At 69.0% G+C, this 21746-nt stretch carries 19 protein-coding genes; 10 read left to right on the top strand and 9 right to left on the bottom strand.

The features are described 5' to 3' along the window. Nucleotide 1 precedes the first annotated feature (1 nt). Both IG75_RS0102720 and IG75_RS0102715 read left to right on the top strand, forming a co-directional pair. On the top strand, nucleotides 2-934 hold the full coding sequence (locus tag IG75_RS0102720; protein ID WP_063045244.1) for a hypothetical protein: 933 nt from the start codon (nucleotides 2-4) through the stop codon (nucleotides 932-934). A 139-nt stretch (nucleotides 935-1073) separates the two neighbouring features. Then, nucleotides 1074-1931 (top strand): SDR family oxidoreductase, encoded by an 858-nt coding sequence (locus IG75_RS0102715; protein ID WP_210436753.1) that lies wholly within the window; start codon nucleotides 1074-1076, stop codon nucleotides 1929-1931. Nucleotides 1932-2000: 69 nt separating this feature from the next. Here the strand turns inward: IG75_RS0102715 and IG75_RS0102710 are convergent, their stop codons facing one another. The 5 genes from IG75_RS0102710 to IG75_RS0102690 are packed head-to-tail and all read right to left on the bottom strand — an operon-like array spanning nucleotide 2001 to nucleotide 7526. Further along, nucleotides 2001-2765: an SDR family NAD(P)-dependent oxidoreductase gene (locus IG75_RS0102710; protein WP_030519525.1), complete on the bottom strand. Its 765-nt coding sequence runs from the start codon at nucleotides 2763-2765 to the stop codon at nucleotides 2001-2003. Between the two features lie 41 nt (nucleotides 2766-2806). Further along, on the bottom strand, nucleotides 2807-4504 hold the full coding sequence (locus tag IG75_RS0102705; RefSeq protein WP_030519524.1) for an ABC transporter permease: 1698 nt from the start codon (nucleotides 4502-4504) through the stop codon (nucleotides 2807-2809). Further along, the gene (locus IG75_RS0102700; protein ID WP_030519523.1) at nucleotides 4504-5667 is read right to left on the bottom strand and encodes an ABC transporter ATP-binding protein; all 1164 of its coding nucleotides are present in this window, start codon (nucleotides 5665-5667) and stop codon (nucleotides 4504-4506) included. The genes IG75_RS0102705 and IG75_RS0102700 overlap by 1 nt, the downstream gene beginning before the upstream one ends. Nucleotide 5668: 1 nt before the next feature. Beyond that, entirely contained in the window at nucleotides 5669-6451 is a 783-nt protein-coding gene (locus IG75_RS0102695; protein WP_030519522.1) for an SDR family NAD(P)-dependent oxidoreductase, read from the bottom strand. A gap of 37 nt (nucleotides 6452-6488) precedes the next feature. Then, nucleotides 6489-7526, bottom strand: a complete 1038-nt coding sequence (locus IG75_RS0102690; RefSeq protein WP_030519521.1) for an ABC transporter substrate-binding protein — start codon at nucleotides 7524-7526, stop codon at nucleotides 6489-6491. A 120-nt stretch (nucleotides 7527-7646) separates the two neighbouring features. Here IG75_RS0102690 and IG75_RS0102685 point away from each other — a divergent pair, with 120 nt between their 5' ends. The 4 genes from IG75_RS0102685 (at nucleotide 7647) to IG75_RS0102670 (ending at nucleotide 12968) form a co-directional block, all read left to right on the top strand. Beyond that, entirely contained in the window at nucleotides 7647-9593 is a 1947-nt protein-coding gene (locus IG75_RS0102685; RefSeq protein ID WP_030519520.1) for an oxidoreductase, read from the top strand. 116 nt (nucleotides 9594-9709) lie between these two features. Beyond that, entirely contained in the window at nucleotides 9710-10753 is a 1044-nt protein-coding gene (locus IG75_RS0102680; protein ID WP_051714145.1) for an extracellular solute-binding protein, read from the top strand. 35 nt (nucleotides 10754-10788) lie between these two features. Continuing rightward, nucleotides 10789-11577: an SDR family NAD(P)-dependent oxidoreductase gene (locus tag IG75_RS0102675; RefSeq protein WP_030519518.1), complete on the top strand. Its 789-nt coding sequence runs from the start codon at nucleotides 10789-10791 to the stop codon at nucleotides 11575-11577. A 62-nt stretch (nucleotides 11578-11639) separates the two neighbouring features. After that, entirely contained in the window at nucleotides 11640-12968 is a 1329-nt protein-coding gene (locus IG75_RS0102670) for an FAD-dependent oxidoreductase (RefSeq protein WP_030519517.1), read from the top strand. Nucleotides 12969-13131: 163 nt separating this feature from the next. On the opposite strand, the gene IG75_RS0102665 is transcribed toward IG75_RS0102670, so the two are convergent. After that, a complete protein-coding gene (locus IG75_RS0102665; RefSeq protein ID WP_030519516.1) occupies nucleotides 13132-13539 on the bottom strand; it encodes a MerR family transcriptional regulator in 408 nt (135 codons plus the stop codon). 55 nt (nucleotides 13540-13594) lie between these two features. On the opposite strand from IG75_RS0102665, the gene IG75_RS0102660 reads away from it, so the two are divergent. Together IG75_RS0102660 and IG75_RS0102655 are read left to right on the top strand one after the other, a co-directional pair. Further along, entirely contained in the window at nucleotides 13595-14572 is a 978-nt protein-coding gene (locus tag IG75_RS0102660) for an oxidoreductase (RefSeq protein WP_030519515.1), read from the top strand. Between the two features lie 52 nt (nucleotides 14573-14624). Next, the gene (locus IG75_RS0102655) at nucleotides 14625-15074 is read left to right on the top strand and encodes a hypothetical protein (RefSeq protein ID WP_030519514.1); all 450 of its coding nucleotides are present in this window, start codon (nucleotides 14625-14627) and stop codon (nucleotides 15072-15074) included. A gap of 56 nt (nucleotides 15075-15130) precedes the next feature. On the opposite strand, the gene IG75_RS0102650 is transcribed toward IG75_RS0102655, so the two are convergent. Continuing rightward, nucleotides 15131-16177 (bottom strand): YdcF family protein, encoded by a 1047-nt coding sequence (locus tag IG75_RS0102650; RefSeq protein ID WP_030519513.1) that lies wholly within the window; start codon nucleotides 16175-16177, stop codon nucleotides 15131-15133. A gap of 356 nt (nucleotides 16178-16533) precedes the next feature. On the opposite strand from IG75_RS0102650, the gene IG75_RS0102645 reads away from it, so the two are divergent. Further along, nucleotides 16534-17955, top strand: coding sequence for a hypothetical protein (locus tag IG75_RS0102645; protein ID WP_030519512.1), 1422 nt, complete (start codon nucleotides 16534-16536; stop codon nucleotides 17953-17955). Between the two features lie 110 nt (nucleotides 17956-18065). On the opposite strand, the gene IG75_RS0102640 is transcribed toward IG75_RS0102645, so the two are convergent. After that, entirely contained in the window at nucleotides 18066-19274 is a 1209-nt protein-coding gene (locus tag IG75_RS0102640; protein WP_373863725.1) for an MFS transporter, read from the bottom strand. Nucleotides 19275-19780: 506 nt separating this feature from the next. Here IG75_RS0102640 and IG75_RS0102635 point away from each other — a divergent pair. Continuing rightward, the gene (locus tag IG75_RS0102635) at nucleotides 19781-20599 is read left to right on the top strand and encodes an alpha/beta hydrolase (RefSeq protein ID WP_030519510.1); all 819 of its coding nucleotides are present in this window, start codon (nucleotides 19781-19783) and stop codon (nucleotides 20597-20599) included. A gap of 43 nt (nucleotides 20600-20642) precedes the next feature. On the opposite strand, the gene IG75_RS0102630 is transcribed toward IG75_RS0102635, so the two are convergent. Then, nucleotides 20643-21695 carry a hypothetical protein gene (locus tag IG75_RS0102630; protein WP_051714144.1) on the bottom strand — a complete coding sequence of 351 codons (1053 nt, stop codon included), beginning with the start codon at nucleotides 21693-21695 and terminating at the stop codon, nucleotides 20643-20645. Between the last annotated feature and the right edge of the window lie 51 nt (nucleotides 21696-21746).

Raw genomic sequence — 21746 nt, 5'->3', positions numbered from 1 at the left:
TATGCGGACCATTGCCTCCGTCTTGGACAATGTGGGTGAACGCCTGATCACGATAGGCAACACCACCACCACCGAAGTCCGCGACCGCATAGTTATCGTATCGGCCGGTGCCGACTCAATGGGTCGCGTTCACCCAGCGTTCGACGGGCGAGCCGCTCATCTGCTCGACCCATTGCGCCGGTTCGAGCACGTGACCACGGCGGCCGGACCGCAACTCCCGATCACCGGTATCGAAAAGAGCACCGGTCACACCGTGGAGATCGACCCGGCGGATATCGTGAGCGTTCCCTTGCACGATGCCGACGGGAACCCGATCGGCGTGTTGTTCCCTTCACAACCGAAGGATGTCGAGAATTTCGTGCCCTGGGCAAGCATGCGAAACCGAACCAGTGACGAGTACATCCGGCCGAGCTACGAACGAATACCGGCGAGCGCGAGCGGGTCGGAAGCGGTCTATCACCACGGCCCCTTCATAGAAGCACCCTGGGCAAGAGAGGTCCGCCGAACAGGCATCCCACCGATCTACGTCATCGCCCATGCGAACTCGGCCGCTTACACTGTCCAGGTCCGGACGAAAAGTTCGCTGGAAACCATGTTCCTCGACGGGCCCCCACACGCTGCGGCCATTTCGGTGAATCCGCATGTGCTGCGTGCCATGGAAGGAAACGAATACGGCACGCTGGTGCCGATTTCATGCAGTCCGGCACAGCATCCGGGCAGCTCGACCGGACAGTTCGCGGCGCAGTACCTCATCGACGAAGCCGAAATGGACAGGAACATCCACATGCCGCGCGGCATCATGTTCCTGGGCAGGGACGAGGCCACGGGACAATCCTGGTTGGGCGCCGAAGCATTGGTCACCGAAACCGGTATTCACCTGCCCGAGTTCGACTCCTACTGGGGTTCTCCGTTCTCGAGCGAAGACAAGCCTTAGGCAAAACACCCGAAGGCCCCGACGTCACCGCGGCACCGAAGTACGACCGTCCTACCGACACAGCGCCCGATCCTGCCGGTCCGCCCGCGATAGCCGAAGATTTGACCTCAACTAATGTTCAGGTTCTAGCGTGGCGTCCGTGATCGACTCACGACCTCCCACGACCGTTCTGGTGACCGGCGGCACCGGCAACATAGGCCGCGAACTGCTGCGCCAACTCGCCGAGCGGGATGATGTTCACGTCCGTGCCGCGACCCGCGATCCGTCCGGTGCCGCGCTGCCCGGCGCGGTCGAGGCGGTTCGCGCCGATCTGCGCCGGCCGGACTCGCTGCGGTCCGCGCTCGCGGGAGTCACTGCCCTGTTCCTTGTGTCGCAGGTAGGCGACGACGCCGGCATCCTTGCCGCAGCTCGCCGTGCCCGTGTGGAGCATGTCGTGCTGGTGTCCTCGATCACCGTGCAGAGCCATCCCCATCTGGGGCCGGCCCAGGACAATGCCGGGGTGGAACGGCGGCTCGAGACCAGCGGTATGGACTGGACGATCCTGCGTCCCACTCAGTTCGCGTCCAACGCCCTGTGGTGGGCAGACTCGATTCGCGAATCCCGCAGTGTGGAGCTGCCTTTCGCCGATGTAGGACTGCCCACCGTCGATCCCGCCGATATCGCCGCGGTGGCCCGGGTGGCGCTGACCGAGCCCGGGCATCGAGGGCGCCAGTACGCGTTGACGGGACCCGCCCGGATCAGCCCGCGCCGGCAGATCGACGCGATCGCCGCGGCGCTCGGAGAGCGGATCTCGATCACCGAGATCGGCCGGGCCCGGGCGCGGGAACGGATGGTTCCGCAGTTCGGTCCCCGGACGGCGGACGCGCTGCTCGATGTGACAGGTGGCGATATCAACGAGGAACTGCTGACGGTCCGTGACACCGTCGCCGAGGTGACCGGTTCCGGCGCCCGGACATTCGACGACTGGGTCGCCCGCAATGTGTCCGCGTTCCGCTGAGGCGAGCACTCCGGTCCGGACTACCCGGGCCACTTCACCCTCATCCGATGAAGTGACCCGGGCGCGGGGTCAGGCGCAGGTCCAGCCGCCATCCACATAGAGTTCGGTGCCCGTCACGAAGGTGGAATCGTCGCCGGCCAGGAACGCGACCGCGGCGGCGACTTCCGCGGCGTGGCCGAGCCGGCCCATGGGCGTATGGGCCAGCATCGCCCGGTGGCGCTCGGTGCCCTCGTACCGCGCGCGCAACTGCTCGGTCTCGATGAAACCCGGATGGATCGAATTCACCCGGACCCCTTTCGTGGCCCAGTGCAGCGCGGCGTTCTTGGTCATCGTGCGGACCGCACCCTTGGCCGCCGCGTAGGCGAGACTGTTGCCCAATCCGCCGACCGTGCCCAGGATCGAGCAGAGGTTGACGATCGACCCGCCTCCGCTGTCCTCGATCAGGGCGCCCGCGTGTTTCATGCCCAGCCAGGTCCCGGTCTGGCTCACCTCGATCACCCGGTTGTAGCGCTCGAGGTCTTCGTCGACCACGGAGGCGAGGCTGCCGATGGCGCCATTGTTGATCAGCGCGTCCAGCCGTCCGTATCGCCGGCGCACGGCGTCGACGCTCTCCCGCCACTCGTCCTCGCGGGCGATATCGAGCGGCCGGGTGAGGTGCCGGTCCGGCTCGTCCAGGCCGGCGACGAGTTCGGCGCAGGCGGCCTCGTCGAGATCGGTCACCACCAGCACGGCGCCTTCCGTGGCGAGACGGCGCACGATCTCCACGCCGATCCCGCCCGTCGATCCGGTCACCAGGACGACCTTGTCCCGAAGCCTCGTGGCACCCGTTGTCATCGCGGCCCTTTCTGTTGCGGTGACGGTAGATAACTCCCGCGTCACAGTTTGTTCAGGACGTTTCGGCCGCCCACCAGCATCGCGACCGCGACACCGGCGGTGGTGACCGCGGTCATCAGCAGGGCCATGGCGGCGACCAGCGGATAGGACCCGTTCTGCCACAGATCGAACAGCAGGGTGCCCATCACCTGGGTGGTCGAGGCCCGCACCAGCAGCGACGCCGCGAACTCGTGGGTCAGCAGGATGAACATCAGCGCGACGGCGCTGAGGATGGTGGGTCGCATCAACGGCAGCATGATGCGCAGGTTTGTCACCAGCGGCGACGCACCGCTGGTCGCCGACGCCTCACTGTAGGTGTTACCGAGCGAGAGCATGGCCGTCATCTGCATTCTGGTCGCGTACGGCAGCATCAGGACGATGTAGACCAGGATGATGACGGTTTTGGTGCCGTACAGGATCAGCGGCGGCTCGGTGTAGGTGAGCAGGAATCCGACACCGAAGATGACCGCCGGAATTCCCAGTGGCAGCGCGGTGACGAGATCGGCCAGCAGGGCGAGCACCTTGAACTGCCGTCCCCGCACCAGCAGGGTCGCCATCAGATAGCCCAGTGGTACGCAGATGACCACGGCGGCCAGCGAGGTCGACACGCTGGTGAGCACCGATTCCACGATGGCGTTGTCGGCGGCCAGCGTGCGGAAGTTGTCCAGTGTCAGCAGATCCCACGACAGCGATCCCGACCAGTAGGGCGTCAACGAGACGATGACCAGACCGATCAGCGGGATGACCAGAGCGAACAGCGCGTAGACGACGATGGTGAGAGTGGCCCACAGCGACCGCCCACCGGCCGGCGCGAAGGCCTTCCCACCGTGGGTGACGAACCGGGACTGATTGCCCAGCAGGCCCTTCTGGATCAGCACCAGCACCAGGCCGAAGATCACCAGCGGGGAACCGGCCGCCGCGGCGGCGGCGAAATCCGAGGGTGATTCCGACACCCGCCGGTACATTTCGGTGGTCAGCACCTTCACGCCGTAGTTCTGGCCGAGCAGCAGGGGCCCGGTGAACTGTCCCAGCCCGAGCAGCAGGGCGATACCACCGCCGTAGATCAGCGAGGGCCGCAGCAGTGGCAGGACGACCCGGAAGAACACACCCACGGTCGAGGATCCGCTGATCTGCGCGGCTTCCAGATGTTCGGCGCTGATGTTCTGCATTCCGGCGCTGACGAACAGGTACACGAACGAGGTGAGGCCGAAACCGGTCAGGATGATGATCCACGGCACCGTGTAGACATCGATCGGCCCGGAATCCGAACCGCTCCACCACGGTAGCTTCCGCAGCAGCACATTGAGGTACCCCGGCCCCGGGGACAGCAGGAACGCCCAGCCGACGATATTGGCCACCGCCGGCATCACGATCGGCAGGATCGGAATGATCCGCAGGAAGCCGAGCCGGTCGGGCAGGCGGCTGGCGGCGAAGGCCAGCAGGGTGCCGAGCACCATCGCGATCACCAGCGATCCCAGCGCCAGCGCGATGGTGGTCTGGATGGTCTCCCCGATATCGAAGCGGGTGTACTGCGCGCGATAACCGCGGGCGCCGTCCTCGAAAGCCAGCGATTGCAGCCGGATCATCGGCAGCACCACCAGATAGCCCAGCACAGCCAGCAGTGCCAGGTAGCCGAGGCGTGACCGCCACTGCGCCGGGACGGCGAACGAGCGGCCCGCGGCTGTCGACAGAGTGGCCATCAGGAGTTCCCTCCCGCCGTGGCGGCCACCGGCTCGGGGGCTTCGGCCGGATTTTCTCCCGAGGTCGGGAAGACCCGCAGACTCGCGGGCGAGAAGCTGACCACCAGCGGCGCTCCCGGCCGGCTCCCGCGCAGCGCCGAACTGTGCTGGGCCGCGGGCGCGCGCAGAATCAGCTGTTCGCCGCCGGTTTCGACGGTGACATCGAAGTAGCGGCCGCCGTACTCATAGGTCACGAGTTCGGCATGCAGCGCCACATTGCCCAGCGGTACCTCGTCGGTCGTGGCATGCAGCAGTACATCGTCGGGGCGCAACCGGGCCACCGCGGCGCTGTTCTCGTCGGCACGTTCACGAACCACCGCGTGGGTGAGATCGATCGGATCTCCCGCCGCGGTGCTCCACCCGTCGTGGCCGCGGCGCAGCGACAACCGGTTGCTCATGCCGATGAAGGCGGCCACATAGTCCGAGACCGGGTTCTCGAATACTCGCTCCGGCGTGTCGTACTGCTCGATCTTGCCCGATTTCATGATGGCCAGGCGATCGCCGAGAGCGAACGCCTCGGACTGATCATGGGTGACGAATACCGCGGTGAAACCGAGCTGTTGATGCAGCCGGTGGATCTGGGTGCGTACCTGGTCGCGCAGGCGGGCGTCCAGATTGCTCAGCGGTTCGTCGAAGAGCACCAGATCGGGCCGCGCCACCAGGCCACGGGCCACCGCCACCCGCTGCTGCTGGCCGCCGCTGAGCTGTGAGGGGTAGCGGTCGAGCAGTTGCGCGCAGTCGACCATTTCGGCGGCGGCCTCCACCGCGCCTTCCGCGACGGCGTCCTTCATCTTGCGCACCTTCAGCGGATAGCCGATGTTCTTGCGCACCGTCATATGCGGCCACAGCGCATACGACTGGAAGACCATGCCGATATTGCGTTTGTGCGCGGGCACGTTCACCCGGGCCGCGGCGTCGAACACGGTGTGGTCCTTGAACGCGATGGAACCGCCCTGCGGGTTCTCCAGACCCGCCAGACACCGTAGGGTCGTGGTCTTCCCGCATCCGCTGGGCCCCAGCAGGACCAGGAATTCACCGTCTTCGATGGTGAGGTCCAGCTGGTCGACGACGGCATTCGCGCCGTAGGTCTTGGTGAGGCCGGAAACGGTGAATTGCGACGTCATCTCATGCCTTCTGAGTCGAGAGTTTGGGAGTGCGGACACCGGCGGCGGTCCCGCCGTCGACCAGGAGGTCGATACCGGTGACATAGCTGCTGTCGGCGGTCGCCAGGAAGGCGATCACCGCCGCCACCTCCGCCGGGGAGCCGCGACGCTGCATCGGGATACTGCGGACGTATGTCTCCATATCGTCGGCGGCGAAACCGGGCGCCGAGGTGATCTCGGTGGTGATACTGCCGGGGCAGACCGAATTGACCCGGATACCCTGCTCGGCCAATTCCAGCGCCGCGACCTTGGTCAGTGCGCGGACCCCGGATTTCGCCGCGCCGTAGGCGCCGAGTTCGGCGGTTGCCAGGACACCGCGCAACGAGGAGATGGTCACGATGGTGCCCCCACCGGTCATGGCCGCCGCGGCGGTCCGCAATCCGAGGAACGTACCGACCAGATGCTGGTCGATCATCCGGCGGAACTGCGCGAGCGTCGTCTGCGCCAAGGGCGCCTTCAGTGCGGTCCCGGCACTGTTCACCAGTACGTTCATCGGGTGCCCGGCCTGCTCCATCGCGGTCGCCACGGCGTGCCAGTCACCCTCGTCGGTGACGTCCAGATGGTGGTAGTGGGCCCGGGGGCCGAGCGCCAGCGCACGCTTCCGGCCCGCGATATCGTCCACATCGGTGAGGTGGACGGTCGCACCCCTGGCGGCGAACAGTTCGGCGGTCGCCCCACCGATCCCCCCGGAGGCCCCGGTCACCAGCACGTGGGTGCCCTGCAGGGGCTCGGCCCTGTTGTCCATAGCGGTCCTTCATCGGTCGGTCTGGATCGGAGTCCGATCAGCTCTGGAAACGCCGCGCCCATTCCTGGGAGTACTCGGTGACCTTGTCCGGGGTGAGGTCGGCGGTGTCCGGGGCGGCGATCTCCTGCGCCTGCACGACCGCGCCCGGGATATCCGGCAGCGCCGCGGCGTATCCGTCGTTGAGGGCGGTCTGGCCCTCGCGGGTCGTCATGAAGTCGACCAGGACCTGCGCCGCGTTCGGATGCGGCGCGACACTCAGCGCGTGGGTGTACCAGGGTGTGCCCCAGGGCTGCGACGGCAGCGCCCAGTCGACCGGAGCGCCGGCCGCCACCTCGGTGACCAGCGGCTGTACCGACGGGGTCGCCACGATCTCACCGGAGGTGAGCGCCTGGGCGATACCGAGCGCGCTCGGATAGATGCGCGGTTTCAACTCGGCGATCCGATCCCAGTAGTCCTCGCCGTAGGTTCGCGCGTAGAAGCGGTAGAGATCGACATAGGACGCGATACCGGTGGGGTTGACGATGCCGATCTTGCCCCGGTACTTCGGATCGAGTAGATCCTGCGGGGATCGCAGACCGCCGGGTACCGCGGCGGTGTTCCAGCCGAGCGCGAAGACGGCCGCGCTGCTCAGCGCGAACCGGTTCTCCAGCACACTGGTTTCCGGCCGGTACTCCGGCGCCTGCAGATGGGGTCCGACCAGGTCGGCCGAATAGCTGCCCGATTGGGCCGCATTGGTGACCCAGGTCGCGTCGGTGAGCATATGGACGTCCGCCGTGCCGCGCCCGGTGCGGTTCTCCGTTTCCACTCGCGGGTTGATATCGGCGTCGGTACCGCGCACGAACTCGAGGTCTATGCGCGGGTATTTCGTTTCGAACGCCTTCTCCAGCCGTTCCAGGTTGGCGGGTTTCTGGCTCGAGTAGAGCAGAACGCTGCCCTCTTCTTCGGCGGCCGCCTCGACGTCGGACCAGGCGCCCGATACGGGTCCGGTGGCGCCCGGGCTCGACCCGCACGCCGTGAGAACCGAAATGACAGCGAGGGCCGTCGCGGCCGCCGTGACCTTGAACAACAACTTCATGGTGCGAATACCCACATCCCGCGAACTGAACTGATGTCAGTTTGAAACTATGCCATACCCATTGTGGTGTCAATCACTGTGTGGCAATAATATGAAGTGAATCCAGTTCAAGGAGGAACGGTGAGCTCCCCTCATATGTCGTCCCCGCTGCGGATCGGCTCCCTGACGCTGCGCAACCGTCTCGTGGCCACCGCGCACGGATCCGGGGCGGTCAGCGCGGGTACGGCCCAGCCCGGCGACGAGGAATACTGGCGGCGCTGCGCGGCCGGCGGCGCGGCCATGGTGATCGCCGGCGGCACCGTGGTCGGCTCGGATTCGGGCAACCGCACCGGCAACATCACCGATGCCTCCGATCCCGCGGGGCTGCCCGGACTGCGTCGGCGCGCCCGGGCCATCACCGAGGCAGGCGCGGTGGCGGTCTGCCAACTGGTCCATTTGGGACGCGAAACGCTGGGCGCGGAGATCTGGGAGCACCCGGTGGCGCCCTCGCCCGTTCGCTCCCCCCGCGAACCGGTGCGGGCGCGCGTACTGTCCGACGGCGATATCGACGCGCTCGTCGACGCCTTCGTGCTCAGTTCCCGGCACGCCGCGAAGGCGGGATTCGCCGCGGTGGAACTGCACGCCGCGCACGGATACCTGCTGGCCCAGTTCCTGTCCGCGGCCTCGAACACCCGACCGGACGCGGGCACCCTCACCGGACGCGCCGCGATACTGCACCGGCTGCACACCGCGATCACCGCGGCGTGCCCGGAACTCGCGCTCGGCGTGCGTGTCTCGATCGACGGCGCCGAAGAGGCCGGGATGGACACCGACGGCCTCTGCGAACTGCTGCCGCTGCTGGGTATGTTCGACTACATCAATGTGACGGTGGGCGTTCGTACCACCTACGTCCGCGATATGGCGACCGCCGGCCCCCCGCTGCTCCCGGAACTGCACCGGTTACGCGCGGCCACCGACCGGCCGCTGCTGGTCTCCCAGGCCTTCCGGTCCCGGGCGGATATCGAGGCGGCGCTCGCCGCGGGCGCCGACCTGGTCGGCATGGCGCGACCCTTCGTCGCCGACCCCGATATCGCGCGGAAGCTGCTGCGCGGCGAGGACAGCCGGATCCGCCCGTGCGTCTCCTGCAACGAGGACTGCCGGTCGTTCACCCCGGTCCTGCTCTGCTCCGTGAACCCCGACCTGGCGCCGCCCGGGCAGTCGGCCCGCCCGGCTCGGCCGTTGCGGTTCGGTCCGGCACCGGACCGGAGGCCGCGAGTGGCGATCGTCGGCGCCGGGCCCGCGGGATTGGAAGCCGCCTTCCGGCTGGCCCCGACCCACACCGTCACCGTCTTCGAAGCGACCCGCTGGATCGGTGGCCAGTTGCGCACCGCGGCGCAGGCGCCGAACCGGACCGGCTGGTCGGCGCTGCTGCGCTACTACCAGGACAATCTCGGCGGCGCCGCGCTGGAACTGGGCTACCGCGCGCGACCGGCGGATCTCGCCGGATACGACGAGGTGATCGTGGCGACCGGCGCCACCGAAACCGCGACACCCGGCACCGCGACGACCACCGCGGCCCTGATCGATCCCTGGCAGATATGGCCCGGTGACCGGGTGGTGGTCGTCGACGACGGTTTCGGCTACTGGCCGGCCCTCGGCGTGGTGGAGGCCGCCCTCGCGGGCGGCGCGAGCCAGGTCACCGTACTCGTGCCCGGACCGGCCGTCGCCGCGAGCATCCCGGCGGAGAGCCGGGTCCAGCTGCGGCGGCGCCTGGCGGGCCGCCCGGTGGAGTTCATCGTCGAGGCCGCGGTGTCGGCGGTGACCCGGCAGGAGTCGCAGACCGTGGTGGCCTACCGGAATCTCCTCTCCGGCCGCACGACCGAACTGACCTGCGACAGGGTGGTGGTCGCGGGTGAACGACAGGCCACCGACTGGCAGTCGTTCACGCAGGAGTCGGCGCACGCCCGGGTCCAGATCATCGGCGACGCGGTGGTGCCCCGGCGGGTCTCCCATGCGATCGCCGAGGGCCGTGCCGCCGCGGCGGCCGTACTCGGCACCGGCAGCCACTCCCGCGCCCGGGCCGGGTGACCGGCGCCGGAGCCGACCCCGCCCAGTCACTTCCGAGACCGGACGCGTCCGGTCGGCCGAAACCACCCGTCGGTGTCGATACCCCTTGACATCAGGATCGAAATGATGAGGTACCCATGCGGAAAACCCTGCGAGTGCACGCACTGAGAACAGCCGCGATAGTCGGCTCCCTCGCCTTGGCCCTGGCGGGCTGCGGCGGGACCGGCGAAGTCTCCCGGCCCGTCGCCGGCACCTGGGAGGAGGTGGTCGCCGCGGCGAACGCCGAAGGCGCGGTCACCATCTACTCCACCCAGGCCCAGCCGGTGCTCGCGGACCTGGAGAAGGCGTTCGAAACCGCGTATCCGCAGATCGATCTCACCGTGGTGCGGGGTGTCGATGCCGACCTGCTCTCCCGGATCGACGCGGAATCGCGAACCGGAAAAGGTACCGGCGATATCGCGGTCATCACCGATGTGTCCTGGATGCAGCAGGCCGAGGGCACCGATGCCGCCGTGGAGGTGGTCGGACCCGCGTTCGACGCGCCCGAATACCGCCCGGCGGACAGCATCATCGAGGGGAAGTTCTTCCTCGAGGGCGCGGTGATCCTGGGCTTCGGCTGGAACACCGCCGGCTACCCCAAGGGCATCCGCACCGCGCAGGATCTGCTGGACCCCGCCCTGAAAGGCAAGGTCGGCATCGTCACCCCGGCCACCTCACCCACCTATATCGACTACTACGACCACATCGAGGAGAACTACGGCGGACGGGACTTCCTACGGCAGCTCGCGCAGAACAATCCGCGGATCTACCCGAGCAGCCAGCCTCTGGGACAGGCCCTGGCCTCCGGAGAGATCGTGGCCGCCCTCATGTGCAATCCGATGCTGCCCGAACGGGCCGCGGGAGCGCCGGTCGCCTGGACCGAAGGCCCGCACGTATGGGGCGCACGATGGTACGGGCTGGCGCTCGGCTCGGCGCCGCACCCCAATGCCGCCCAGGTGCTCGCCGATTTCATGGTGAGCCGGCCGGGCCAGCAGGCGACCTCACCCGGCTACGGCGCCGTGCTGCCCGATATCGACGGGGCGCTGGCGGTCGCGCAGGACGTCCCCGACCAGAACCTCGAGGTCACGATCGGCGAAGGCGCCGAACGCTATCGCAACGAATGGGAGGGCATCTTCCAGTGACCGGCAATGCGCGAACGGGGGACGAGGAGAAGACCATGACGACAGCACAGTTCGGCGACAAGGTGGCCCTGGTGACCGGAGCGGGTTCGGGCATCGGCGCCGCCACCGCCCGCCTGCTCGCCCGGCGAGGGGCCCGAGCGGTCTACCTGTGCGATATCGACCGGCAGGCGGCGGGGCGTATCGCGGCCGACATCCCCGGCGCGACCGCGATCGAACTGGACGTGGCCGACTCGGCCCAGGTGGACAGCGCCTTCGCCACCGCACTCGGCGACCACGGCCGCGTCGATGTGGTGGTACACGCGGCGGGTGTCGACGATCCGCACAGCAAACAGCGGATCTACGAGGCGGCCGAACAGTGCCGCCCCGCCGATGTTCTCACCCATCTCGGCGACGAGCAGTGGCGGCGGATCCTCTCGGTGAATCTGGACGGCACCTTCTATGTGCTGCGTGCGGCGGTCCGTGCGATGAAGGAGACCGGCGGCGGTGCGATCGTCACCGTGGGATCGTCGGCGGCCTTCGACACGCTCACCGGGTACCCGCACTACGCGGCCTCGAAGGCGGGCGTGCACGCACTGAGCCAGTCGGTGGCCAAGGAGGCCGCGCATTTCGGGATCCGGGTGAACACCGTGGCACCCGGCCCGGTGGACACCGGAATGGCGGCCCGGACCCCGGCGCATCTGCGTGCGGCCATGGCCGACGGCGCCCCACGCGGCTACGCGACCGCCGCGGAACTGGCCGACAACATCCTGTACCTCGCCTCCCCCGGGGCCGCCAATGTCATCGGCGCGGTGCTGCTCAGCAATGGCGGCAGGTTCACGGTATGAGCCGGCCGGGCCCGGATCGACGGCGGGCGCCCACCCGCGAAACGAGCGACAAGGAAACACCTATGCGGACAATCGACACAGATGTACTGGTGATCGGCGCGGGAATGGCCGGCCTCACCGCCGCCGCCCGATCCCTCGACCGGGGACGCTCGGTCGTGGTGGTGGAGAAGGCGGATGCGGTCGGCGGGTCGGCCCGGTATGCCGGCTATGCCTGGACCGCGCCCACCCGCGCGGTGATGGACGAGGTGAACCCGGACGGCGATCCGGCGCTGCGCCACGCGCTGGTCGACGGGTTCCCCGCGGCCCTCGCGTGGATCCGCGCGGTCGGGGTGCAGTGCGGTGATCCGGTCCCCGTGCTCCGGTACGGGATCGGGCATCAATTCGACACCAACCAGTACATCGACGAATGCCGGCGCCGGATCACCGCCGCCGCGCAATTGCTCACCGGCACCGAGACCGTCCGGCTGCTCACCGACGGTGCGGCCGTGACCGGAGCCCGGGTCCGCGGACCGGACGGGATCGACATCGAGATCCGCTGCGCCGCAGTGGTACTCGCCACCGGTGGCTTCCAGGCCGATGCCGAACTGGTCGCCGAGAACATCCATCCGCAGGCACCGGCCATGCAGTTGCGCTCCAATCCGGCGAGCGCCGGAGACGGACTCCGGCTGGCCGCCGAGGTCGGTGCCGCCACCGGTACGCCGAACTCCGGGTTCTACGGGCACCTGGTGCCGACGCGAGTTCCGTTCCGCGAGCCCGCCGATTTCGTGGCACTGTCGCTGTACTACAGCGAACACGCCCTGCTGTTCAACCTGGACAACCGGCGTTTCACCGACGAAACCCTGGGCGACCACCTGACCGCCATGCGGCTACTCGAACAGCCGGAGGCCCGGGGGCTGCTCGTCGCCGACGAACGGGTCTACCGCGACCGGGTGCTCGGCAGCTATGTCGAAGGCGCGGTGGCGGTCGACAAATTCGATCTCACCCGGCGCCGCGAGGGGCGTTGCGGCATCGCCGAGACCCTGGACGACTTCGCCTACCTGCCGGAGGAATGGGGTTACGACGGGGCCGCCATCGCCGAACAGATCCGTGCGGTGAACGCCGCCGGGGCCGCGGTGGCCCCCACCCGCACCTATGACGCACAGCCGCTGGACCGGGGCCCCTACTACATCATCGAAACCTGTCCGGCGCTGACCTTCCCGTTCCACGGGATCCGCATCGACGCCGCCGCCCGGGTACTCTCCGCCACGGGCGACCCGATCGACGGTCTATACGCGGCGGGGTCCGATACCGGCGGTCTCTACGACAACGCGTACGCGGGCGGTATCGCACCGGCACTCGTCTTCGGCCTCGCCGCGGCCGATACCGCGGCAGACCGGCCGGTCGCGGTCTGAGCGCAGTCCCGAGCGCTTTCGGGACGCAACTTTCGGAGGGGCGGAGGGCACCGGCCACCCACGGTCGCCGGGCCCCCGCTCCGCGGCCGCGGGCTCCCCCACGGCAGGCCGAGTGGCCGGTCGGGTGCGACGCGGCACCGAGGCTCGGCCGTGGCCGGTGGCCCTACTCCCGTCGCGTAGGAGCCCAGAGGCCCGCCGCGGTCCCTTCCGCCATATGTTCCCGATAGGTGCCGACCTTGTCGCGAATGATACGGAGACTCGCGCCGAGCTCGGCTATCTTGGCCTCGACCGACTGCTGGTGCTCCTCCAGCAGCGCCAACCGCTGGGCTTCGTTCCCCGGCCCGGACCGGACCAATTCGGCGAATTTCTGCACGGTCGCGATCGGCATACCCGAGTCGCGCAACCGCTTGCACAGCAGCAGCCATTCCACGTCGGCGGTGTCGTAGACCCGACGCCCGCCCGCCGTACGCGGAATCGGCCGCAGGAAAAGCTTCTCTCGTTCGAAGAAGCGCAATGCGTGGATCCCCAGACCGGTCGCCTTCGCCACGTCTCCGATGGACAGTTCGCTCATGCACCGACCCTCATAGCTTGACCTAGATCGCACTCTAGATCTTAGCGTTCGGCGAATGACCACGACACAGCACAAGCTCAACTCCGGGTTCGGCCCCCACAGCACCGCGGACGATGTCCTGGCGGGTCTCGATCTCACCGGCCGCAACGCCTTGATCACCGGCGGATACTCGGGTCTCGGACTGGCAGCCACCACCGCACTCGCCCGGGCGGGAGCACAGGTGATCGTGCCCGCGCGCCGACCCACGGTGGCCACCGCGGCCCTCCGGGACGTCCCGCGCACGCAGGTGCTGCCACTGGATCTGGCCGACCCGGACAATATACGGAGGTTCGCCGAGCAGTTCCGGGAGAAAGGTCCGGTACTCGATATCGTGATCGGTAACGCGGGTGTGATGGCCTACCCGGTCCAGCACATCGGGCCCGGGTGGGAGGCACATTTCGCCATCAACCATCTCGGCCACTTCGCGCTGATCACCGCGCTGCGGCCCGCGTTCGCCCGGACCGGCGCGCGGGTGGTCTCGGTATCGTCGTCCGGGCACTTCCTCTCCGGTATCCGCTGGGACGACCCGCATTTCCGGCACGACTACGATCACTGGGCCGCGTACGGACAGTCCAAAACCGCCAACGCACTGTTCGCTGTGCACCTCGACGAACTCGGCGCAACCGATGGACTGCATGCCTTCGCGGTACACCCGGGCAGTATTCTCACACCGCTGCAGCGGCGTATTCCCCGGTCCGAGCAGCTCGCCCAGGGCTGGCTCACCGACGACGGCCGAATCGCCCCGGGTTTCAAGACCCCGGCGCAGGGAGCAGCCACCGCGGTGTGGGCCGCCACCGCACCGCTGTTACACGGGCACGGCGGCGCGTACTGCCAGGACTGCGATATCGCCGAGGCGGCCCGCGACGACGATATGCTCGTCGGCGGCGTCAAGCCGTGGGCAACCGACCGGGACGCCGCGGCCCGGCTGTGGACCCTGTCTGTCGCACTCACCGGGGTGGACGGGTTCTCCGTCTCCCCGGCCCGGTACCGATGAGACCGGGCGCGGGTGCCGGGCGCGTCCGCCCCTGGCCGGTACTGTGCCGAATATGACCGAAACAAGTGGACTACCCGATACCACCGAACCGTTGGACGCGCGGTCGGAGGTCGAACGGGTCCACTCGCTGCTGGCCACCTGGCTCGGCACGCCCGCGTCTCCCCAGGTGCTGGACGGGTTCGCCGCCGCTCAGCACGACGATTTCTCGATGGTGACGGTCGCGGGCGCGGTGGTGCGGAAAACCGAACTGCTCGCGGGCCTGCACCGCGCCCGCAACAGTCGCCCGGGTCTGGTCATCGAGGTGTCGGATATCGAGACAGTCTGCGCCTCGGCCGATCTCACCGTGGTGCGCTTCGTGGAAGAGCATCGCGACGGCGACACCAGCGAGTATCGGCGGACGACCGCGGTACTGCGCGCCGACCCGGACGAGAATCGGTATCACTGGCTGACCGTTCACGAAACCCCGCTCGGACCGGACGAGATCCAGCGTTCCCTCACCTGACCGGGGCCCGGCCCGGGTACGCCCGGCTTCCGGGACCTCGGCCGGCAGCCGGGAACTCACATGGACAAGTAGGCGTCGATTCCGGCGGCGGCGAGGGCGACAACCGTGGCGCCGGCGACCGCCAAGTGGGTGCGGCGATAGTGGGTGGTCAGGACGGCCGCGAACTCGCGCAGGAAAGCGGCGGGGATGAAGTAACGCGCAGTGCGGGCACCGACGACCTGGGCCCGGATGCCGAGACGGCGGGTCAGCGCCGCGGCACGCAGGACGTGAAAGTTACTGGTGACAACCGTGACCCGGGCGTCCGCGGCGTCGAGCCCGTACCGGTGGAGCAGGTCCGCGGTATTGCGCAGGTTCTCCTCGGTATTGCGTGAGCAGCGTTCCCGGAGGATCGACGTCTCGGCGACACCGGCGTCGACGAGATAGGCCGCCATCGCGTCGGCCTCACTGAGTGCCTCGTCGCTGCCCTTGCCTCCGGAGGTGACGAGGACCGGCCTGCGCCCGAGCGCTGTTTCGGCGCGATAGACCTGGAGTGCTCGGTTCAGGCGGGCCGCGAGCAGGGGCGTGACGCGGTTCCGGTTCAGGCCGCAGCCGAGGACCACCACGGCGTCCGCGCCCGTCTCATCCGGGAGTTTGCCGTACAGCACGGCATGCCCGGCGAAGGCGAGCAGATGCGCCAGCAGGTAGATACCCACCACAGTGGCCGTGGCGGCGATGAGCATCAGCCAGTGCGGTACGGCGGGTCCACGTCGTAGGGCGAGCAACGCCGCGAGAGGCAGCACGAGCAGACCGAGTCCCACCACCACCGGGGTCATGGTGATCGGCCGCACCCCCTCGCGCCGGGCGACGGTGATGCCGTTCGTGAGCAGCCCGAGGCCCACCACCATCACGCCCAGCGAGAACAGTGCGCCCAGGAGCACCGAAACCGATTCCGGGCCGGACGGGTCGGCCAGCCGCGCGGCCGCGGCTCCCGCACCGGCGAGGACCAGCGCGACCGCCGCGAGCAGGAAGAATCCCGTGGACAACCGGCGCGGCTCCCGGCCGAGCCGGGTGGCGCCGAACACCCCTGCCGCCCACCCCGCCACGAGCAATACCGCAGGATCCACTCTCTCCTCCTCCACCGTTGCGGTCGGAACTGCCGCTACTCCGGCCGGATACCCGAAAAGTTGCCCGTCGTTCGCCTCGGCGCGGAGTAGGTAAGGCTCCATGCGGATGTGGGTCGTCCCGAGACGCTCGCCCGGGTGATCATCCGGCCGCACCGGGCGGTGTGCGTATTCACCTGTGTTCGGCACGGTCCGTGGTCCGGCCGCGAGAGACCGGCTTCTCCCGGCGCCGCGGAAGACGCTCGGTGGTCCGCGCACCCCCGTATGCTGCCCGCAGTACGAAACCCGCCGCCACGTTCCCGGAACCCGCTCGCCGGAACGGATCCGGATACGTGCGGCGAGACGGAGGGATGTGGTCCATGCGGTGCTACAGCGCAAGAGTGCGCCGGGTGTTGCCGGTGGTGGTGTCCGTACTGATGATGGCCGGGGCCGCCGGAGCTGCGGCCGCGGACCCGGCGGTCCCCGACCTCGGGCCGGCCGGAACCTCGCTGATCCACGGCGATCTCGCGTCCACCGACAGCACCGGGCACCCCGGTCCCGGGCCGGACGGCCGGCTCGCCGCCTCCTCGGTACCGGGTGGGGCGTGCAGCGCCACGTTCGTCGCGTCCGACGGTATGCCGGTGGCGCTGTGCACCGGCTACGCCGGACTCACCCCACCGGACGTCGCCGTGCCGACGGTGAAACTCTTCGATCCGGTCTCCGCGGCCCCCGTCGCCGCACTGCAGCTGGCGAAAGGCGGTCTGCTGGGTGGGGTGTACGGCTATCTCGACAGCCGCGACCGCGTGGTCGTCGCCGACGGGTCGGGCGCGATCGTCGAGGTCGGGCACCGGCGCGCCGCCGGTGGCCGCTGGGAGTTGTTCGTCGACGAGCGGGTCGACCTCGCGGACAGCATTCCGGCCGGCGACGCGATCACCGGTGTGGCGCCCGACTACGCGGGCCGCATCTGGTTCGTCACCACCGGCGGGGTGATCGGCACAGTCGACCGCACCGGCCGCGCGGCGACGACCCGCCTGCCCGAGGACGAGAAACTCACCAACGGGCTGAGCGTGCGCCGGGACGGTACCTCGGTCCTCACCACCCACGCGCTCTACGAGATGCGGGCCGGGGCCTCCGGTGTGCCCGAGGTGGTCTGGCGGCAGCCCTACGCGGCGGGCACGATCCGCAAACCCGGCCAGCTCGGGCCCGGATCCGGTACCACCCCGACCTATTTCGGGCCCGGCGGTGACGAATGGGTGGCAATCGTCGATGATGCCGAACGCCCGGATCTGCTCGTCTACCGGGCCGACGACGGAACCCAGGTGTGCCGGACCCCGGCCTTCGGAACCTCCGGGCAGGGCACCGAGAACTCACCGATGGCCTGGGGAAATTCCCTGGTGATCCCCAGCACCTACGGGTTCGGCTATCCACCGGCTGCTACATCCGGGCCCAGCGACCCACCGAATGCGATGTTCACCGGCGGTATGACCCGCATCGATGTCTCGGAGACCGGGTGCCGCCGGATCTGGGAGACCGGGGACCGGATGGCCTCGCTTCCTCGCCTGTCACGCGCGGACGGCCTGATCTACGGGCTCTCCTACGGGCCGCTCCCGCCCGGCGGCGGAATCCAGCAGGTGGGTCCGGTGTACTACACGGCGGTGGATTTCGGCACGGGTGAGCTGCGGGCACACCGGCCGGTGGGTATCGCGCCGCTGGACGAGCCCCTGCAGCTCACCGGGACCATCGGTCCCGATCGTTCATACTGGCAGGCCACCGTCGGCCGGATGCTGCGCATTGCTCCCTGAGTACGCCGGCCGAGCAGATCGATCGGGTCCGCAGAGGTGGATGGCCCCGTGACAGCGGTACCGGAGCGGCGGGTACCCGCGCGCCGGCTCGATGGGTGTTCGAGCAGAGGTCAGGAGCGGCGAGCTGCCCACACGGTCACGGTGAACAGCGCGACGCCGAGAGCCGCCAGACCCGCGCCGACCAGCGCAGGCGCCGTATAGCCGTAACCGGCCGCGATCACCAGACCGCCCAGCCAGGCGCCGGCGGCGTTGGCGATGTTCAGGGCCGCGTGGTTGAGCGCCGCGGCCAGGGTCTGCGCGTCGGCGGCCACATCCATCAATCGGGTCTGCAGTCCCGGCGCCAGCGCGGCGCCCGTGGCACCCACCAGCAGGGCACCGATTCCGGCGGTGATGGGGTTGTGCGCCGCGGCGACGAAACCGAGCAGCACGACCGTCATGGCGCCCATGGCCACGAAGATCGACCGGTCCACCCCGCGATCGGCGAGCACCCCGCCACCTATATTGCCCAGCACCATGCCGACGCCGAAGAGCGCGAGCACCAGCGGCACCAGGCCCGCTCCCATCCCCGCGACATCGGTGAGGGTGGTGCTCACATAGGTGTAGACGGCGAACATGCCGCCGAAGCCGATGGCGCCCACCCCGAGGGTCAGCAGAACCTGCGGCCGGCGCAGCGCGCCGAGTTCGGTGAGTGGATTGGTGGTCACGATCGCCGTCAGCGGCGGGACGAAGCGCAGCAGCGCGACCACCGTGGCCACTCCGAGCACCGCGACCACCACGAAGGCACTGCGCCACCCGAGATGCTGCCCCAGCCAGGTCGCCGCCGGGACCCCGACCACATTCGCGGTGCTCAACCCGAGCATCACCGCCGCCACGGCCTTGGCGCGCTGCCCGGCCGGCGCCAGGGAGGCGGCCGCCAGCGAGGCGACACCGAAATAGGCGCCGTGCGGGAGCCCGGAGACGAACCGGGCGGCGACCAGGGTGGCGAAATTCGGCGCGAGCGCCGAGGCGAGATTGCCGATCGCGAATGCCGCCATGAGGACCACCAGCAGCCGCTTCCGCGCCACCTTCGCGCAGGCGGCCGCGATCACCGGCGCACCGACCACCACCCCGAGCGCATAGGCGGAGACCGCGTGCCCGGCGGTCGGCTCGGAAACCGAGAAAGCGCCGGCGATATCGGGGAGCAGCCCCATCGTGACGAATTCGGTGGTGCCGATACCGAAGCCGCCGAGCGCGAGGGCAAGCATCGCCGGTACATGCCAGCCGGTGCGGGGAGAGGCAGCGACAGCTGTGCTCGCCGTGGTGGTAGCGGTGGAAGTCACGCTTTCGTGCAACAGGCGACCCGCGGCGAGGTTTCCGCACACCGCTGTGAGTTGGGGCACCCGCGACCCGGCGCGAGTGACCGGTATGTCCGGTACCAATGGCGTAATTCGAGGTGAGACGCGCGGCGGCCGCCGATTCCCGGGACCGGGAATCGGCGATCATCTCGCGTGCGGCGTCGGATGCTCGTGGTCACGACGACTGGTCCCGCCGCCGGCCTGCTCGCCTTCGTGGCCGCCCTCGCACTCATCAGTCGCCGGCCTCGGACCCGGCGTGCTGTTCACCATCGGGCTCGACCCTCCGGAGCGATCGGTCTCGTCCGGGCAGAGACAAGAGGAAGGCGCCGACCACCACTCGCACCGCGGTCGGCGATACCGCCGATGCCGGGCCGCGACGGCCCGGCGATACCATCGCCGGGACCGTACGGCGCCGAGCCGGCGGTGCACGCGATACGTGGACCCCGCGGACGCCGTCCGGGCGGGGCAGGATTCCGGATCGAGGACTATGGATGGGCGACACGCAGATCCGTGACAGGCACCTTTCCGGACTCCGGGGCCGGATACCGATCCGCGAGTATCTTCCCGCCGCACCGGACCCGGCGGCCCCGCCGCTGCTGTGGATCCACGGTGGGGCGTTCGTCTCGGGCGGGCTCGACCAGCTGGAATCGCATGCGGTGGCCCTGCGGGTCGCCGCGTCCGGGCGCCGGGTACGCACCGTCGATTACGCGCTGGTCCCCCGGTTCCGGGCGTGGGGCCCGCCGAAGTACCGGCCGTCGGACAACCGGTATCCGGCGCCGCTCGACGATGTACTCACCGCGGTCGCGGACCTGATGACCGACGAACCCCGCACCGTGCTCGCGGGCGCCTGCCTCGCCGCATCCGCCGCGCTGCGGCTACGCGACTCGAGCGGGCCGGGACCGGCCGGGCTGGCCCTGGCCTATGCCACCCTGCACGCCGAACTCCCCCGCCTTCCGGAACCGGTGCGCGCCCGGCTGCGCGGCCGGCGCCGGATCGGCACTTTCACCCGGGATGTCATCCGGCGGATGAATCTCAACTATGTGGGCTCGGAAGAGCTGCTGCGCGATCCGGACGTCTTCCCGGGCGGAGCGAAATTGACCGGGCTGCCGCCGGTGCTGCTGCTCGACGCCGCCTACGACTCGTTGAGCGCGTCGAGTACGACCTTCGCCGAGGAACTCACCGACGCCGGGATCGAGACCGACCATGTGATCGTGCCCGGCACCCGGCACGGCTTCCTCAACCGGCCCCGGTCCGCCGGATTCCGGGACGGAACCGAGACCCTGGTGCGCTGGCTCGATCGGCTGACCTAGTGTTCCGGCCGGCCCCTTCATCGAACCGGCCGGAGCACCGTGCTCAGCGGGCGGCCGCGGCCGTCTGCCCCTCGGCCGGATGGACACCGTACTGATCGGTTTCCATCAGATGCGCGATATCGCGGCCGGCCGGGGTCATGGTCAGGTCCGACCTGGTCTCGATGAGGAATGCGCGGTACCCGGGTTGCACATCCTCTTCGGGCCCCTGGTGCAGCAGGCCCTTGGGCGTCCAGGTGACGGTCCCGGGCGTATCGACCGAACCCCACGGGGACGGCCCCATGGCGTAGCAGATGACCTCGTCGAAATCGGCGTTGTGGTGAACCGGCGGGCGGGTACTGCGCCGGCTACCGGTGCCGAAGACGAAATCGTCGCCCGAGGTGCTGCTCATGAGCCGCGCCGGGGCGAGACCGCCCTCGGCGACGGCGAGACCCTGCACATGTTCGAGGTTGAAACGGACGACGAGCGGGGCGCCGAGTACATCGAGGCACGGAATGGGATCGACATCGTAGAAATACGAGGTGAAGGTGTCGCCGGTGCGGACGACCACCTCGTATTCGTCGTCGACCGGTAGCCCGGGGCGGCCGTGCGGAGTGGGCCGGTCCAGGTGCAGGTCGGGATTGAAGGTGCCGGGCGCGCCTTCGGGGTCGAGGTGGAGCTCGGAGGCGGTGACCACGATGAACTCGTTGATCTCCTCGGCGATCTCGCCCCACCGATAGGTGACCGCGCGCGGGATCAGGACGATATCCCCGGCCCGCACGTCGAGCGTGCCCACCTCGGTGTCGAGTTCGCCGCGCCCGGACACGATGTAGTGCAGTTCGTCGGACCGGACATTGACATAACCGAAGGACATCGCGGCCGAGCGCCGGTTCAGTTCGAAGCCGATGCCGTCACCCTCGAGAATCGGGACCGGTAGGGCCTTCGGCTCGGCGAACACACCGGCGGGTAGATCCCAGGTGTGGAAGCGCCGCGGCACGTATTCGCCGCGGGCGTGCAGGAAACGGGGCCGGTACTGGGCGCGCACGATGGTCGTGTTCGGACCGGCGAAACCGTTGCGGGAGAAAAGCTCGATGTTGGGCGCCAGGACTTCGTCCGGCATGCAGCACCTCCGAAACTCGTTGTGCCACAGATCCTAGACCCGCGCCGAACC

This window comes from Nocardia rhamnosiphila NBRC 108938 (assembly GCF_000720425.1).
Classification (GTDB): domain Bacteria; phylum Actinomycetota; class Actinomycetes; order Mycobacteriales; family Mycobacteriaceae; genus Nocardia; species Nocardia rhamnosiphila.
The sequence above is the reverse complement of the archived record's forward strand: the minus strand, read 5'-3'. Positions and strand labels throughout refer to the sequence as shown.

Bases quoted from the DNA above. Each gene is read 5' to 3' on its own strand.
- IG75_RS0102690 (WP_030519521.1), bottom strand. From the start codon at position 7,526: ATGAAGTTGTTGTTCAAGGTCACGGCGGCCGCGACGGCCCTCGCTGTC.
- IG75_RS0102670 (WP_030519517.1), top strand. From the start codon at position 11,640: ATGCGGACAATCGACACAGATGTACTGGTGATCGGCGCGGGAATGGCC.
- IG75_RS0102645 (WP_030519512.1), top strand. From the start codon at position 16,534: ATGCGGTGCTACAGCGCAAGAGTGCGCCGGGTGTTGCCGGTGGTGGTG.
- IG75_RS0102635 (WP_030519510.1), top strand. From the start codon at position 19,781: ATGGGCGACACGCAGATCCGTGACAGGCACCTTTCCGGACTCCGGGGC.
- IG75_RS0102695 (WP_030519522.1), bottom strand. From the start codon at position 6,451: ATGGACAACAGGGCCGAGCCCCTGCAGGGCACCCACGTGCTGGTGACC.
- IG75_RS0102705 (WP_030519524.1), bottom strand. From the start codon at position 4,504: ATGGCCACTCTGTCGACAGCCGCGGGCCGCTCGTTCGCCGTCCCGGCG.
- IG75_RS0102660 (WP_030519515.1), top strand. From the start codon at position 13,595: ATGACCACGACACAGCACAAGCTCAACTCCGGGTTCGGCCCCCACAGC.
- IG75_RS0102700 (WP_030519523.1), bottom strand. From the start codon at position 5,667: ATGACGTCGCAATTCACCGTTTCCGGCCTCACCAAGACCTACGGCGCG.
- IG75_RS0102675 (WP_030519518.1), top strand. From the start codon at position 10,789: ATGACGACAGCACAGTTCGGCGACAAGGTGGCCCTGGTGACCGGAGCG.
- IG75_RS0102630 (WP_051714144.1), bottom strand. From the start codon at position 21,695: ATGCCGGACGAAGTCCTGGCGCCCAACATCGAGCTTTTCTCCCGCAAC.
- IG75_RS0102680 (WP_051714145.1), top strand. From the start codon at position 9,710: ATGCGGAAAACCCTGCGAGTGCACGCACTGAGAACAGCCGCGATAGTC.
- IG75_RS0102720 (WP_063045244.1), top strand. From the start codon at position 2: ATGCGGACCATTGCCTCCGTCTTGGACAATGTGGGTGAACGCCTGATC.
- IG75_RS0102655 (WP_030519514.1), top strand. From the start codon at position 14,625: ATGACCGAAACAAGTGGACTACCCGATACCACCGAACCGTTGGACGCG.
- IG75_RS0102665 (WP_030519516.1), bottom strand. From the start codon at position 13,539: ATGAGCGAACTGTCCATCGGAGACGTGGCGAAGGCGACCGGTCTGGGG.
- IG75_RS0102710 (WP_030519525.1), bottom strand. From the start codon at position 2,765: ATGACAACGGGTGCCACGAGGCTTCGGGACAAGGTCGTCCTGGTGACC.